Annotated in this window: 15 protein-coding genes; 10 read left to right on the forward strand and 5 right to left on the reverse strand. The window is 33.8% G+C overall.

The annotated features are described in order from the left end of the window. The first annotated feature begins 48 nt into the window (after positions 1–48). The 3 genes from ACVWY7_RS15925 to ACVWY7_RS15935 all read left to right on the forward strand — a co-directional run bounded on the left by ACVWY7_RS15925 (position 49) and on the right by ACVWY7_RS15935 (position 1,834). Entirely contained in the window at positions 49–234 is a 186-nt protein-coding gene (locus ACVWY7_RS15925; protein WP_001052827.1) for a CxxH/CxxC protein, read from the forward strand. Positions 235–293: 59 nt separating this feature from the next. Beyond that, a complete protein-coding gene (rlmH, locus tag ACVWY7_RS15930; protein ID WP_001027003.1) occupies positions 294–773 on the forward strand; it encodes a 23S rRNA (pseudouridine(1915)-N(3))-methyltransferase RlmH in 480 nt (159 codons plus the stop codon). Between the two features lie 182 nt (positions 774–955). After that, positions 956–1,834, forward strand: coding sequence for a radical SAM/SPASM domain-containing protein (locus tag ACVWY7_RS15935; protein ID WP_000713634.1), 879 nt, complete (start codon positions 956–958; stop codon positions 1,832–1,834). A 37-nt stretch (positions 1,835–1,871) separates the two neighbouring features. On the opposite strand, the gene pepF is transcribed toward ACVWY7_RS15935, so the two are convergent. Next, positions 1,872–3,689, reverse strand: a complete 1,818-nt coding sequence (pepF, locus tag ACVWY7_RS15940) for an oligoendopeptidase F (protein ID WP_000655849.1) — start codon at positions 3,687–3,689, stop codon at positions 1,872–1,874. Positions 3,690–3,823: 134 nt separating this feature from the next. Next, positions 3,824–4,807 (reverse strand): GMP reductase, encoded by a 984-nt coding sequence (gene guaC, locus ACVWY7_RS15945; protein WP_000432436.1) that lies wholly within the window; start codon positions 4,805–4,807, stop codon positions 3,824–3,826. Between the two features lie 240 nt (positions 4,808–5,047). On the opposite strand from guaC, the gene ACVWY7_RS15950 reads away from it, so the two are divergent. Continuing rightward, positions 5,048–6,079 (forward strand): acyltransferase, encoded by a 1,032-nt coding sequence (locus ACVWY7_RS15950; RefSeq protein ID WP_000827029.1) that lies wholly within the window; start codon positions 5,048–5,050, stop codon positions 6,077–6,079. Between the two features lie 188 nt (positions 6,080–6,267). After that, positions 6,268–7,713: an ATP-dependent RNA helicase DbpA gene (gene dbpA / locus ACVWY7_RS15955; RefSeq protein WP_456523860.1), complete on the forward strand. Its 1,446-nt coding sequence runs from the start codon at positions 6,268–6,270 to the stop codon at positions 7,711–7,713. Positions 7,714–7,754: 41 nt separating this feature from the next. On the opposite strand, the gene ACVWY7_RS15960 is transcribed toward dbpA, so the two are convergent. Next, positions 7,755–8,315: a DUF1836 domain-containing protein gene (locus ACVWY7_RS15960; RefSeq protein ID WP_072192313.1), complete on the reverse strand. Its 561-nt coding sequence runs from the start codon at positions 8,313–8,315 to the stop codon at positions 7,755–7,757. A 164-nt stretch (positions 8,316–8,479) separates the two neighbouring features. On the opposite strand from ACVWY7_RS15960, the gene trhA reads away from it, so the two are divergent. Continuing rightward, positions 8,480–9,127 (forward strand): PAQR family membrane homeostasis protein TrhA, encoded by a 648-nt coding sequence (gene trhA, locus ACVWY7_RS15965; protein ID WP_001099550.1) that lies wholly within the window; start codon positions 8,480–8,482, stop codon positions 9,125–9,127. A 224-nt stretch (positions 9,128–9,351) separates the two neighbouring features. Further along, positions 9,352–10,368, forward strand: a complete 1,017-nt coding sequence (gene galE / locus ACVWY7_RS15970; protein ID WP_000996159.1) for a UDP-glucose 4-epimerase GalE — start codon at positions 9,352–9,354, stop codon at positions 10,366–10,368. Positions 10,369–10,511: 143 nt separating this feature from the next. Here the strand turns inward: galE and ACVWY7_RS15975 are convergent, their stop codons facing one another. After that, positions 10,512–10,913, reverse strand: coding sequence for a hypothetical protein (locus tag ACVWY7_RS15975; RefSeq protein ID WP_001128264.1), 402 nt, complete (start codon positions 10,911–10,913; stop codon positions 10,512–10,514). Between the two features lie 426 nt (positions 10,914–11,339). Between ACVWY7_RS15975 and ACVWY7_RS15980 the strand changes: the two genes are divergently transcribed. Together ACVWY7_RS15980 and ACVWY7_RS15985 are read left to right on the forward strand one after the other, a co-directional pair. Then, positions 11,340–11,930 carry an AmiS/UreI family transporter gene (locus tag ACVWY7_RS15980; protein ID WP_000542569.1) on the forward strand — a complete coding sequence of 197 codons (591 nt, stop codon included), beginning with the start codon at positions 11,340–11,342 and terminating at the stop codon, positions 11,928–11,930. Between the two features lie 105 nt (positions 11,931–12,035). Then, entirely contained in the window at positions 12,036–12,917 is an 882-nt protein-coding gene (locus ACVWY7_RS15985) for an NAD-dependent epimerase/dehydratase family protein (protein WP_212114345.1), read from the forward strand. 88 nt (positions 12,918–13,005) lie between these two features. Here ACVWY7_RS15985 and sodA read toward each other — a convergent pair whose 3' ends face one another. Further along, positions 13,006–13,632, reverse strand: a complete 627-nt coding sequence (gene sodA, locus ACVWY7_RS15990) for a superoxide dismutase [Mn] (protein ID WP_000094049.1) — start codon at positions 13,630–13,632, stop codon at positions 13,006–13,008. Positions 13,633–13,848: 216 nt separating this feature from the next. On the opposite strand from sodA, the gene ACVWY7_RS15995 reads away from it, so the two are divergent. After that, positions 13,849–14,919 carry a nitric oxide synthase oxygenase gene (locus ACVWY7_RS15995; RefSeq protein ID WP_000047602.1) on the forward strand — a complete coding sequence of 357 codons (1,071 nt, stop codon included), beginning with the start codon at positions 13,849–13,851 and terminating at the stop codon, positions 14,917–14,919. The last annotated feature ends 246 nt before the right edge of the window (positions 14,920–15,165 follow it).

Genomic DNA, 15,165 nt, shown 5'->3' on the forward strand with positions numbered 1-15,165 from the left:
GGAGGGCCTACCTCCTGTTTTCTATTGTAGAAAAGTGAGGTGAAGAATATGAATTTACCTTGTTGTTTAGAACATGTTGAATTAGCGTTAGATATTATTGTGGATGAGTGTGAAGTCGCGCCAGTTATTAACAATGTGGATAACTCAGAAAAAGAGAAAAAAACATGTGAATTTTGTCAAAATGAGGCGACATATGTTGTATCGAACACAGATTCTCACACAATATGTGGGTAAGAATTGTGGATATGTGGATAAGTTATGTGGATAACATGTTTGTAAGGTGGGGAATACGTGTGAATATCTCGATTATTTCAATTGGGAAATTAAAAGAAAAATATTTAAAACAAGGTATAGCAGAATACTTAAAACGATTATCTGCATACGCAAAAGTAGAAGTAATTGAATTGCCAGATGAAAAGGCACCAGAAAATTTAAGTGAAGCAGAAATGTTAATTGTAAAAGAAAAAGAAGGTATCCGTATACTGGATAAAATTTCTGATGATACGCATGTGATTGCGTTAGCGATAGAAGGAAAACAAAAATCATCAGAAGAATTTGCAGTAAGTTTAGATCGTCTTGCTACATATGGGAAGAGTAAAGTTGCATTCGTAATTGGTGGATCACTTGGACTAAGTTCAGAAGTAATGAAGCGTTCAAATGAATCTCTTTCTTTTTCAAAGATGACATTACCACACCAATTAATGCGATTAGTATTGCTTGAGCAAGTGTATAGAGCATTTCGTATTAATCGTGGAGAACCGTATCATAAGTAAAATTACTTTTTGCATATAAAAAGAGTAAAAAAGACCATTGGACAAAAATCACCGATGGTCTTTTACACATTAATAGGTGTTATATAGATTTCCTAAAATAAGTATGTTTCTATTTCTAAAAAAGTGTGATGTAATATGAAGAGGAAAAAAGTACAAGTAGTCATAGAAGTGAGGAATTAAAGGTGAAGAAGTTTAAAAAGTTTTACTTGGAGATTACGAGTGTATGTAATCTTGCGTGCAGCTTTTGTCCGCCGACGGAAAGACAGAAGCAATTCATTTCTGTGGAGGATTTTGCTAAAAGATTAGACCAAATTAAACCACACACAGACTACATTTATTTGCACGTGAAGGGTGAGCCGTTGCTTCATCCAAAAATAGATCAACTGTTAGATTTAAGCCATGAAAAAGGGTTTAAAGTTAATATTACAACGAACGGAACGTTAATTAATAAGAGAAGGCATAGATTGTTAAATAAGCCTGCTTTAAGACAAATGAATTTTTCATTGCACAGTTTTGATGGACACCCAGGTTCGCAAGATAAAGAGGGCTATGTAAGAAGTATACTTTCCTTCATTAGAGAGGCGACAAGTCAATCAGATTTAATTGTTTCACTTAGATTATGGAATTTAACGCAGGATAATAAAACGAATGCTGAAATCCAGAAAAATAGAGAGTTATTATCCATTATTGAAAATGAGTTTGATCTATCTTATCAAATTGAAGAGAAGCTTACACCAGGAAAAGGTATAAAAATTGCGGAACGTGTCTTTATTAATCAAGACTATGAATTCCAGTGGCCAGCATTGCATGAAGAAGAGGATGATGGAAAAGGATTCTGTCACGGCCTTCGAAATCAAGCTGGTATTTTAGCGAATGGAACGGTTATTCCTTGTTGTTTAGATGGTGAAGGCATTATTAACCTTGGAAATATTAATAATGATTCATTTTCTAACATTATAGAAGGCGAAAGAGCAACAAACATTGTCGATGGATTTTCTAGAAGAGTTGCAGTTGAAGAGCTATGCAGAAAATGTGGATACCGTAAAAGATTTGGAAAGTAAATATGAAATAAGCCCTCATAAAGCGAGGGCTTATTTTTTATTCTTCATAAGAGCGTTCTAATTCATCAATTAAGGAACCGACGTAAGAAACAGCTTTCCGGATTGCATCTGGTTTTGACATATCTACTCCAGCATGTTTCATTAATTCAAGTGGTTTCATCGTACCACCAGCGCGAAGTACGTCTAACCAGCGATCAACGGCAGGTTGCCCTTCCTCTTTAATCATTTGAGCTACCGCAGTAGATGCAGTGAGGCCTGCGGAATAGGTGTAAGAATATAAGCCCATATAATAATGAGGTTGACGCATCCAAGTTAAGCCAGCCCCTTCGTCAATTTCTACAGAATTTCCCCAGAATGTAGAAAGTACATTTGTTTTTATTTCAGTTAAAGTTGTAGCTGTAAGTGCTCCGCCTTCTTCTGCTAGCGTGTATACCCTTCTTTGATATTCTCCCTCAAGTAAATGGGTAACAAAGTTATGATAATATGTGCCGAGTAGTTGCAGGATCACCCATCTACGCATTCTCTTATCATCATTCGTCGCTAATAAATGCTGGGCTAATAGTAATTCATTCATTGTAGATGGTGCTTCAACAAAGTACATAGATGGACGTACATTCATAATACGCTGATTTTTATTTGCTAAATAAAAATGACCAGCATGTCCAAATTCATGGGCTAATGTGAAGCAACCACGCATCGTATTTTGCCATGTAATTAAAATGTATGGATGAGAACCATATGGGCTTGAACAAAATGCTCCTGTTGATTTCCCTACATTATCTGCAAGATCGACCCATCTTTCTTTGAACCCTTTTTTGATAATGGCACTATATTCATCGCCAAGTACTTGTAAAGAGTCTTGAATAAGTTTTCCAGCTTCCTCGTAAGTAATTGCTGGATTAAATTCGGGATCTAAAGGTGCATGTAAGTCGCAGAACAGCATTTGATCGAGTCCTAATACTTTCTTTTTTAAATCTGCAAAACGGCGCATATGAGGTGCTAATTCTTTATAAATAATATTAAGTTGATTGTTATACATTTCAAGTGGAACTTTTTGAGGTTCTAAAAGCATATGAGTAACAGATTCAAATTTGCGTAAACGAGAGAGTGTTACTTGTTTTTTTACTTCGGTAGCATATGTTGTTGCCACGGTATTTTTATATCGCTTCAAGGTGGACACAAATGATGAGTATGCCTTTCTGCGTATGTCTACGCTTGGAGAAAACTCATATTTACTTTCAAATAATGCAAATGAGACAGGAAGTTCATTTCCTTGTTCGTCTTGTATGGAGTTAAAATCCATATCGGCCAATTTAGTCATACCGTAAATTTTGTATGGAGAACTATGTACTTCGCCAAGTGCAGCAAGTGCTTCTTCTGTTTCAGGAGAGAGCGTGTGCTGCCTTTTTTGTAATATGTCTAGTAATGATTTACGGAAAGGTTCAAGTTTTGTTTCTTCCGTTAAATATTTTTCAATTGTGCCTTCTTCTAATGAGAGAATTTCATTATGAATAAAGGATAGCGCCGTATGTACTTTCGTCCATAAAGCAGCAATTTTGGAAGAGTTCGCTTGAATAACTGGATTTGTACGATCAGTAGATTCTTTTAAATTTGCATAGGAGTATAGTTTTGTTAACTTCATTAAAAGCTCTTCTTCTAAAAGTAGGCAATGTAATAAGGTGGTAGGGCTAGTGTGTAATTGTCCTTTAAACGCATCAAGTTTTTTTATATCATCTGTTAATACACGTAATGCAGTTTCCCACTCTTTATCAGATTCGTATAAATCAGAGAGGTTCCATGTTAATTCAATAGGAACTCCTGCGCGAATATGGCGTTTCTCAATTACATCTTTCATATATTATATCCCCCTTATTATAAGTATCTAAAAACATGATACTAGAAAATTCAGTAAAATGAAAATATTTTACATTTCTATATATGAAAAAGGACAAGCATAAAAATACTTGTCCTTCGAGTTAAGTTTAAAAATTAATATACTTTATCACCGTTGAAAATAGAGTTTTTTACGACTACATAATCTACAGTACGAATTGAGTCTAATTTTGTTCCACCAGCGTAAGAGATAGAAGATTGAAGATCTTGTTCCATTTCGATTAAAGTGTCTTCTAAAGAACCTTTATGCTCAACGAACATTTTCTTACCTTCAACGTTTTTCTTCTCACCTTTTTGGAATTCAGAAGCTGAACCGAAGTACTCTTTATAAAGTTTACCATCTTTTTCGATTGTTTCCCCTGGAGACTCTTCATGACCAGCGAATAGAGAACCGATCATAACCATAGTCGCCCCAAATCGAATAGATTTAGCTACGTCGCCGTTTGTACGGATACCACCGTCAGCGATAATTGGCTTACTTGCAGCTTTTGCACACCAGCGAAGTGCAGCTAGTTGCCAACCGCCAGTTCCAAATCCTGTTTTAATTTTAGTAATACAAACTTTACCAGGTCCAATACCAACTTTTGTTGCGTCAGCACCAGCGTTTTCTAATTCTCTTACCGCTTCTGGAGTTCCAACGTTTCCAGCGATAACGAAGCTTTCTGGTAAATGCTTTTTAATATGTTGAATCATGTTGATTACAGCATTAGAATGTCCATGCGCGATATCAATCGTGATGTATTCAGGCGTAAGGTGCTCAGCAGCTAATTGTTGTACGAATTCATACTCGTCTTCTTTTACACCAACGCTAATAGAAGCGATTAATCCACGTGATTGCATATCTCTAATGAATGAGATTCGTTTCTCTGGTTGGAAACGATGCATGATATAGAAGTAATTATTTTCAGCTAAATAAGTTGCAATTCTTTCATCAATAATCGTTTGCATATTTGCAGGTACGACAGGTAATTTAAATTTATGTTTTCCTAAAGTGACAGTTGTATCACATTCAGAGCGGCTATTTACAATACATTTTGCAGGAATTAATTGAATATCTTCATAGTCGAATACGTTTTCCATCATTTACACCCCTAAAATACGAATATTTTATTCAGTTTGTTTAAAAATGTTCGTCCAAAGGATAATTTACATTATTTTCACTCATAAGTCAAAGGTTTTCATGTTTATATTTGAAAATTAAAGTTTATCTACGTATTTTGTCAGTTCTTGTAATGAAAATATGTTTAAACATAGTATTATTTGATGTAAAATTATGTTTGGAAAATAGAAGTTAAAGAGGGAATTTTAGGAGGAGTACTAATGAAGCGTCTAGTATATATGGATTGGTTGCGAGTATTAGCGACAATCGCAGTTGTTACAATTCACGTTTCTGCTGGTTATGTTTCCGTTTTAGATGCAAATAATGCTTCACGCTGGATGGCTGGTAATCTATTTGAATCGATTTCACGTGCGAGTGTTCCGATTTTTGTAATGATTAGTGGAGCTTTATTGTTAAAGGGGACAAAAGATATTTCAGTCGGGGAATTTTTACAGAAGCGTGCAAGTAAAGTGATTATACCTTTTATCGCTTGGAGCGCTATATTTTATGCATATGGAGCATATGCAGGGTATTTTCCGGCATCTTTAAAGCAAGGGATAAAGCACTTTTTAACGGATACTATCGGGGGACATTTATGGTTCTTATACATGATTGTAGGGATATATTTAATTACACCTCTATTAAAAATCTTTGTGAAGAACGCTAAAAAAAGAGAGATAGAATACTTTTTAATTTTATGGCTATACGCGTCTGTTGTAGTCAATTTAGTTAAATATTATTATCCTATCAACTTTAATATTGAATTGTTTTACGTTACAAATTATGTAGGGTATTTCCTACTTGGTTATTACTTATCTAATTTTGATATTTCGAAAAAGTGGAGAAATATTTCTTACATTGGAGGATTTGTAGGATTTATTAGTACATTCTTTATTACGTATTTCTATACAGTAAAAGCAAATGGACAGTTAGAGCAGTTTTGGTATGGATATTTTGCGCCAGGTGTCGTACTGATGGCGATTGGATTGTTTATATTTTTCAAATATGCATTCCAAAAATCAGAACGAGAATTACCATTGTTATTCCGTTTTATAAATCAAGCAAGCCTTGGAATCTATATTCTTCACTTCTTCTTATTAAATAACTTGTTGTACATGGTTTTCCCTAAAGTAAATAATCATGTGCATGCAATATTGGCAATACCTATTAATGTAACGATTACAATTGTTCTCAGTATGGTAATTACGTTAGTATTGCAAAGAATACCAGTTGTGAAAAAACTAGTTCCGTAAAAAATGAATATGGTATAGATAGGGCAGACTTATTATTAAGGCTGCCCTTTATTATTTTAAAATTATACTTAGATAAATTTAGATTGAAACGAATGAAAAACAGTGGATTAATATAGTATCTTACTATAGTCTAAAGTGAGGTATAAAGAACATAATAAGTTAAATATAAAATCAAATGAGGTTAATATATGAGTAAAAAAGGTTTTAGTAATTATGCATTAAGTAAAGAAGTAAGACGAGCACTTACTGGTTTAGGATATGAGCATCCAACAGAAGTACAAGGAGAGGTTATTCCAGTTGCATTACAAAAGAAGGATCTTGTTGTAAAGTCGCAAACAGGAAGTGGAAAAACGGCTTCGTTCGGTATACCACTTTGTGAAATGGTAGAGTGGGAAGAGAATAAACCACAAGCGTTAGTTTTAACACCAACGAGAGAACTTGCTGTTCAAGTGAAAGAAGATATTACAAATATAGGGCGATTCAAAAGAATTAAAGCGGCTGCAATTTATGGTAAATCTCCATTTGCACGTCAAAAATTAGAGTTAAAGCAAAAGACGCATATTGTAGTAGGAACTCCAGGACGTGTGCTAGATCATATTGAAAAAGGGACTCTTTCATTAGAACGATTAAAATATTTAGTGATTGATGAGGCAGATGAAATGCTAAACATGGGCTTTATCGACCAAGTAGAGGCAATTATTGATGAATTACCTACAAAAAGAATGACAATGCTATTTTCAGCAACCTTACCGGAAGATGTTGAAAGGTTATCACGTACGTATATGAACGCACCAACTCATATTGAAATTAAAGCTGCTGGGATTACAACAGATAAAATTGAACATACCCTTTTTGAAGTGAGGGAAGAAGGGAAGTTGTCACTTCTTAAAGATGTAACAACAATTGAAAATCCAGACAGTTGCATTATTTTTTGTCGTACACAAGAAAACGTAGATCATGTATATAGACAGCTAAATCGAGTTAATTACCCTTGCGATAAAATACATGGTGGCATGGTGCAAGAAGATCGTTTTGGGGTGATGGATGATTTTAGAAAAGGAAAGTTCCGTTATTTAGTAGCAACGGATGTAGCTGCGAGAGGAATTGATATTGATAATATTACACATGTTATTAATTATGATATTCCATTAGAGAAAGAAAGTTATGTACACCGTACAGGAAGAACAGGACGAGCTGGTAATAGCGGAAAGGCCATTACATTTATAACGCCTTATGAAGATCGATTTTTAGAAGAGATTGAGGCGTACATCGGTTTTGCAATTCCGAAGGCAAACGCCCCTTCAAAAGAAGAAGTTATGAAAGGTAAAGCTGCATTTGAAGAAAAAATACAAGCTAAACCAACTATAAAGAAGGATAAAAGTGCGGATATAAATAAAGGAATTATGAAATTGTACTTTAATGGCGGAAAGAAAAAGAAAATTAGAGCGGTGGATTTTGTCGGTACAATTGCTAAAATTCAAGGTGTTTCTGCTGAAGATATAGGCATTATTACGATACAAGATAATGTTTCATATGTTGAAATATTAAATGGAAAAGGGCCACTTGTTTTAAAGGTTATGAGAAATACAACGATAAAAGGTAAACAATTGAAAGTCCATGAGGCAAATAAGTAAACAAAAAAACTATCCACTTTAATAGGTGGATAGTTTTTTGTTTAAGATCCCTTTAAATCATCGACTAACTTCTCTGCTAAACGTCTATACATATTACTCATGTTCACTAAGGAGTTTAGTAATAGAAACTTTTCTAGTTTTGAATCTTCTAAGGAAGAAATCTCACTTACTTCTGAAACACGGTTATTTACGTCTTGTTTAAAGCTTTCGACGTTGTTTTCGGTAAGAGTAAGATAATCTTTATATAGCGTATTTAATTCGAATGAATCATCGCTTAATAAGGATTCATTTATATGTTCTAAGGAACTTTTTATGTCATTAATGGAAAGAGCTCCTTTTAATTGATAAATTAAACTGATTAAAATCATATGCTCTTTTGAGTATTTTTTATTTTTGATTGGAATAAACAATTTACCTTTTGCATAATTGTTAATCATTGTTTTTGTTAATACTTTTTCATCATCGGTTCTTGTTGTATCTGCATAAGTGTTTTCAAATAGTTGGACAACCTGGTCTACATACAAGTCGACATTTGGAATGTCTTCAAGTGTAATATTTTTTTCTAAATGTAATGTTTCAAGCAATTTATTTATATTTTCCACGTAGAATCCCTCACTTTTATAACTTAGCGGAGCATAATGTTTATCGTATCTCTAAATATGGTATTACGAAACAAATGAATTGTAAATGTTGACCTCTAATATTAATGAGTATATAATTACATGTAGTTATCGAAACTACATGTAATTATATGAGGGGTGTTTATATGAATACTTACATAAGAGAACCGGTTAATGCTTTTACCCATTTGGGAGGAGCTGTATTATCATTTATTGCATTACTAGCTATGCTTGTAAAAGTTTCTATTAAGATGCCATCTTTTGCGGCAATTACAGCTATTATTTTGTTTGGTATCGGAATGATGGTTCTGTATACAGCATCAGCTGTATATCATAGTGTTGTAGCTAGTGAACGTGTTATTTATTTCTTTAGGAAGCTTGATCACTCTATGATTTTTATATTGATTGCAGGTACATATGCACCATTTTGTTTAATTACATTACATTCCGCAAACGGTTTATTATTATTTTGTTTAGTTTACGCAACTGCCATTTGTGGTATTGTTTTTAAAATGTTTTGGTTTAATTGTCCGAGATGGTTATCAACAGCAATTTATATTACAATGGGCTGGTTAATTGTTCTGTTCTTTGCACCGTTAGCCGCTAACTTAAGTACAGGAGGTATGGTGCTCCTAGTACTTGGAGGCATTCTTTATACAATTGGTGGATTTATTTACGGAACAAAGCCAAAGTGGTTAGAGTTTAAACATATGGGACATCATGAAATTTTTCACGTTTTCGTGTTATTGGGAAGCCTAGCTCACTTTTTAAGTGTATATTGCTATGTAATTTAACAATATAAAATTTCCGATTGATTTTTATTTTTCTTGATTAATAAAAAAAGATATAGACACATATGTATGTTGAAGAGTTGCATAACGTAAAGGTTATGTGGCTCTTTTTTATATAAATAATAATCGGGAATAATTTTTAGAATCATCGGTCTTTTTAGCGGTAAGATAGATGTGCATTGAGATTATAAAATTTTATAATTAATAATTAGTGGGGGACTATAGATATGGCGATACTTATAACGGGTGGAGCAGGGTATATTGGTAGTCATACATGTGTAGAATTATTAAATAATAATTATAAAATTATAGTCGTAGATAATCTTTCAAATAGTTCAATTGAATCTTTAAATCGAGTAAAAGAAATAACAGGAAAACAATTTGAATTTTATAAAGAAAATGTTTTAAATCGTGAAAAAATGAATGAGATCTTTTTGGAAAATAACATTGAAGCGGTTATACATTTTGCGGGGTTTAAAGCAGTGGGAGAATCTACCACAATACCACTTGCATATTATTATAACAATATAATAAGTGCAATTGTACTATGTGATGTGATGCAAAAACACAATGTTAAAAATTTTATTTTTAGTTCATCTGCAACTGTATATGGAATTCCAAAAACATCACCAATTACAGAAGAATTTCCGCTGAGTGTGACAAATCCGTATGGACAAACAAAATTAATGATTGAGCAAATTATGCGTGATGTAGCAAAGGCTGATGATGAGTGGAGCATTGCATTACTTCGTTATTTTAATCCATTTGGAGCTCATCAAAGTGGCCGTATCGGAGAAGATCCAAATGGGATTCCGAACAATTTAATGCCATATGTAACGCAAGTAGCGGTAGGTAAGTTAAAGGAGCTAAATATATTCGGAAACGATTATCCAACGAAAGATGGGACGGGTGTCCGTGATTATATTCACGTTGTTGACCTTGCGAAGGGGCATGTAAAGGCACTTGAGAAAGTACTTAAGACGAAAGGAGTCGAGGCATATAATCTTGGCACAGGTAAAGGGTATAGTGTATTGGAGATGGTAAAGGCTTTTGAGAAGGTTTCGGGTAAAAAAATACCTTATAAAGTGATAGGGCGTCGTCCTGGTGATGTAGCAATCTGTTTTGCGGATGTATCTAAAGCGAAACGAGAATTAGGATGGGAAGCGGAATATGGGTTAGAAGAGATGTGTGTAGATTCTTGGAGATGGCAAGTAAATAATAAAAATGGCTATCAAATGATTTAGGGTAGCTAGTAAAGCATGCTCTTATTATGTTGCTTGAGGTCAGTAATATGTTCATTTTAGGAAAGAGAGTGTAATAAAATATTACTGACCATAGCGTTTGAATAGTAACTAGTTATATAAATTGGGGATAGAGAAAAGAACCTTTAATGAATGCGAACAAGTTGTTTATGATACACCGTATTACCTTCTTGACTTGTATAAGGCGGAATGCTTCGTCCGAAACAATTTGCAATAATATTGGAATGAGTAGGATAAGAAATACGAATTTCATACAAATCAATTGCTTCATCTAAATTAGCATAAAACACTGCTAGGTTGTTGCCTTGTAAAAGGTAGGGGAATTCTACCACTGTATCTTCACCAATTAGTACAGGTAATTTTACGGGATTAGAATAGTTAGACCAATCCCACACTTCTATATTTACATTGTGTGCGTAATATGCATCTAAATTTACAATGTTTATTACTGCTGAAACCGTTGCAGGCTCTCTTGTTAATACACCTGTTGAATGAATAACAGCGGGATGTGGATAATGAAGAGGCATAAATATCAGACCTTTCTAATTTAATATGATTGTACAATATTCTATGCAGATCATTGATAGATTGAGATAGGGAAAATGTATTATTCTATTAATTTTTTATAGAAATAAAAAATGTAATATTGAATAATATTTCAATACTTGTATCATTGTTAAAGTGCGTTTATAATCAAATAATCCCATTAGCTTTTTGATTGCATTGTGTATTATTGAAAGCGTTTTTATTTTGTGATGCGTTTTGATTGATATCACTACTGTATGACATGTATCGCAGGGATTTTTTTATTGTTTTTTAAGGTAGGAAGTCTGACTTATTTTCGAAAAAACTTTGTATGGAGTTGTAAGTAAGAAGAAGAATAAGGAATAATGTAATTTTTACAAGATAGGGAGGGTACAGTGTGAAAATGTAAGGTTTTCACATGAGGATATATGGGTTACGTAGGATTATTACTTTCTGGTGCAGCTTTATTTTTAAATAGTCTTGTTATATTAGGAAAAGCAGAGATGAAAAGTGCGGGTGTTTTTAATTTATTTGTGGGTGCACTGCAAATTATTATTCCGTTCTATTTGATCATGATTTCTGACCAAAGCAATTGGACAGTGTATTCATATGCAGCTACTTTCTTATTTGGATTAACTTATTTATATGTAGGCGTTACCTTTATAAAAGGAATGGATAGTAGCGGTCTAGGGTGGTTTTGTATTTGGGTAGCAATTATTGCTTTATTTTATATGGTTGTTTCATTTGTTCAATTCCACGATGTTGTTAATGCGTTAACGTGGTTTATGTGGGCATTACTTTGGTATTTATTCTTTGTATTAAATACACAAAAAAAGAACATTAATCAATATCTTGGAAGGATTGCCTTTGTGCAATCATGGGTAACATTGACGTTACCTTCACTCTTTTATTTTATGGGAGTATGGGGAGAGGGATTTGTATATGAATTATGGGTTTATGTATCCGTAATTTCTATTTTATACTTCTGTTATTGTATTTATAAATATCGAGTACGTTAATATATTTTCTGTAGAAAAGCATGGAATCGTTAAACGAATTCCATGCTTTTTATATGTTAGCATTTATAATAGAGAGGTAGTATTTTACAATTTATTAAAACGGGGATGATGAAGTTGAAAAAAGTATTGGTACTAGGGGGAACAAGATTTTTTGGGAAACATTTAGTAGAAGCACTCTTAAAAGATGGACACGATGTAACGATTGCGACGAGAGGAATTAAGAAAGATTCCTTTGGAGGTACAGTAAAAAGACTTATTGTAGATAGGGAAGACGAAAAACAACTAGCAAGTTGTTTAGAAGGAAAAAGTTATGATATCGTATACGATAATTTATGCTATAGCTCGAATGCGGCAAAGATAGTATGTGAAGTTTTGAAAGGCAAAACGAACAAGTATATTATGACATCTTCAATGGCCGTCTATGCCCCTGCACTAAACTTATCAGAAGAGGAATTCAATCCGTACGAGTATGCAATCGTGTATGGAGATAGGAATGACTTCAATTATGGTGAAGGAAAGAGAGTAGCCGAAGCAGTTGTATTTCAACAAGCAACATTCCCAGTCATTGCAGTTCGTTTTCCAGTTGTTATTGGAGAAAACGATTATACGAAAAGGTTACAATTTTACGTTGAACATATTGTGAGGAAAGAACCTGTCGCCGTGAATCATCTAGATGGAGAGTTGTCGTTTATACATGAAGCAGCAGCAGGGGGATTTTTAGCTTGGTGTGGGATGAAAGACATAGAAGGGCCAATTAATGCTTGTAGCAACGGGGTAGTTTCTAGTCGTGAAATTCTTCATTTCATAGAAGAAAATACGGGAATAAAATCACTCGTTCAAGAAGTAGGAGATCATGTAGCACCTTATAATGAAGTGACTAATTGTACGTTACATAATGGAAAAGCTAATGAATTAGGATTCCAGTTCCGAGAGTTGAAAGTAGAAATAGAAAAAGTATTACGTTATTACATACATGTAATGAAATAATCATAAATCCCCCGGTGGCAATCCGGGGGATTCTGGAGGATTTCGACAATACTAATTTTACATTACCAAACTTACCTTATACGCACGACTAATGTTTTTGTGATTGAATTGCTTGTAAATACTTTTCATTTACCCGGTCCCAGTTCACTGTATGCCACCAGTTGGTAACAAATTCTGGGCGCCGATTTTGGTACTTTAAATAATAGGCATGTTCCCATACATCAATGACGAGTAATGGAATTTTGCCTTCTTGCAAAGGTGTATCTTGATTCGGTGTACTCATAACAGAAAGTTCTTCACCGTCAAGAACAAGCCACCCATAACCACTTCCAAAACGGCTAATAGCTGCTTTAGACAGTTGATCTTTTAAGTTGTCAAAGGTATTGAAATAATAATCAATTACTTTTGCAACGTCTCCATTAGGCTCGCCGCCACCCCGTGGGCTCATTACTTCCCAAAAAAGACTATGACAATAATGTCCACCACCGTTATTTCTGACAGCTGTAACAATTTCCTTTGGTAAAGTTTCTAAATTACATAGTAACTCTTCTAAAGATTTATTATGTAATTCCGAATAGTTTTCTAATGCGGCATTCAAATTATTTACATATGTCGCATGGTGCTTTCCATGATGAATAGAAAGTGTATTGCTATCGATATATGGCTCTAGTTCATCATAGTCATATGAAAGTTTTGGCAATTGAAATGAAGACATGACATTCCCTCCTTTCACCCAAAAAGTTGGTCTAGGTAAAAATAATTTACCTGAGTCAAAAATACACCTATTTTTTATAGAAGTCAATAGTAATCCCTTTAATTTTCTGAAAAATATTACAATAAAAGTAACACTGCGACTTTCATTTGTGACTCTCATTCTTTTTGCTTATACTGTAAAGTAGTAATGTTTTGTTGAAATAGAAGGAGATCGTTTATGAGTAAAACGAAACAATTAATAGAGGAAGCGAGTCATTTTATTACGATTTGCTATAAAGAGCTTAATAAAGAACATTTCATAGAAGAACGCATGAAAGAAATTCAAGCTGAGATAGAGAAGACAGGGACATATGAGCATACATTTGAAGAACTTGTTCATGGATCGCGAATGGCATGGCGCAATAGTAATCGATGTATCGGAAGACTATTTTGGAGTAAGATGCACATATTAGATGCACGTGAAGTAAATGATGAGGAAGGTGTATATCATGCATTAATTCATCATATTAAATATGCAACGAACGACGGAAAAGTGAAACCGACAATTACAATTTTTAAGCAATATCAAGGTGAAGAAAATAATATACGAATTTATAATCATCAATTAATTCGATATGCAGGATATAAAACAGAAATGGGAGTGACTGGTGACTCTCATTCCACTGCATTTACAGATTTTTGTCAGGAACTTGGCTGGCAAGGAGAAGGCACGAATTTTGATGTATTGCCACTTGTGTTTTCTATAGATGGAAAAGCGCCTATATATAAAGAAATTCCGAAAGAAGAAGTAAAAGAAGTGCCAATTGAACATCCAGAATACCCAATCTCATCTTTAGGAGTAAAATGGTATGGAGTTCCAATGATTTCAGATATGCGCTTAGAAATTGGCGGTATTTCCTATACAGCAGCTCCGTTTAATGGATGGTATATGGGAACAGAGATCGGGGCACGTAATTTAGCGGATCATGATCGTTATAATTTACTTCCAGCAGTTGCGGAAATGATGGATTTAGATACATCGAGAAACGGTACGTTATGGAAAGATAGGGCATTAGTTGAATTAAACGTGGCTGTTTTACATTCCTTTAAAAAACAAGGAGTTAGTATTGTTGACCATCATACTGCAGCGCAACAATTTCAGCAATTTGAGAAGCAAGAAGCTGCTTGTGGTCGTGTTGTAACGGGCAATTGGGTTTGGCTCATTCCACCGTTATCTCCAGCTACCACTCATATTTATCATAAACCGTATCCGAATGAAATTTTGAAGCCGAATTTTTTTCATAAATAGTTTGTAGTATAGAGCATTTTCTATAAAAATATAATTTTTTTTAATTACTGTTACGTAGCAAATGGAAGCCTTTACTCTCGGTTATTTTTGGAAGGGGCTTTTTGAACCAAGGAGTTCCTTATGTTATAATCAAATTTCTGTTTCGAAGACCTTATAGAAATATAAGGTCTTTTATTTTGCTTTTTTATGTAATAGAAATAGAAATTTTCTTTTAAATAAGGGATTTAGCATATTTTTAGGGACAAC

It is taken from the genome of Bacillus sp. TE9106W, assembly GCF_054062215.1.

Bases quoted from the DNA above. Each gene is read 5' to 3' on its own strand.
- ACVWY7_RS15925 (WP_001052827.1), top strand. From the start codon at position 49: ATGAATTTACCTTGTTGTTTAGAACATGTTGAATTAGCGTTAGATATT.
- pepF (WP_000655849.1), bottom strand. From the start codon at position 3,689: ATGAAAGATGTAATTGAGAAACGCCATATTCGCGCAGGAGTTCCTATT.
- guaC (WP_000432436.1), bottom strand. From the start codon at position 4,807: ATGGAAAACGTATTCGACTATGAAGATATTCAATTAATTCCTGCAAAA.
- ACVWY7_RS15950 (WP_000827029.1), top strand. From the start codon at position 5,048: ATGAAGCGTCTAGTATATATGGATTGGTTGCGAGTATTAGCGACAATC.
- dbpA (WP_456523860.1), top strand. From the start codon at position 6,268: ATGAGTAAAAAAGGTTTTAGTAATTATGCATTAAGTAAAGAAGTAAGA.
- trhA (WP_001099550.1), top strand. From the start codon at position 8,480: ATGAATACTTACATAAGAGAACCGGTTAATGCTTTTACCCATTTGGGA.
- galE (WP_000996159.1), top strand. From the start codon at position 9,352: ATGGCGATACTTATAACGGGTGGAGCAGGGTATATTGGTAGTCATACA.
- ACVWY7_RS15975 (WP_001128264.1), bottom strand. From the start codon at position 10,913: ATGCCTCTTCATTATCCACATCCCGCTGTTATTCATTCAACAGGTGTA.
- ACVWY7_RS15980 (WP_000542569.1), top strand. From the start codon at position 11,340: ATGGGTTACGTAGGATTATTACTTTCTGGTGCAGCTTTATTTTTAAAT.
- ACVWY7_RS15985 (WP_212114345.1), top strand. From the start codon at position 12,036: ATGATGAAGTTGAAAAAAGTATTGGTACTAGGGGGAACAAGATTTTTT.
- sodA (WP_000094049.1), bottom strand. From the start codon at position 13,632: ATGTCTTCATTTCAATTGCCAAAACTTTCATATGACTATGATGAACTA.
- ACVWY7_RS15995 (WP_000047602.1), top strand. From the start codon at position 13,849: ATGAGTAAAACGAAACAATTAATAGAGGAAGCGAGTCATTTTATTACG.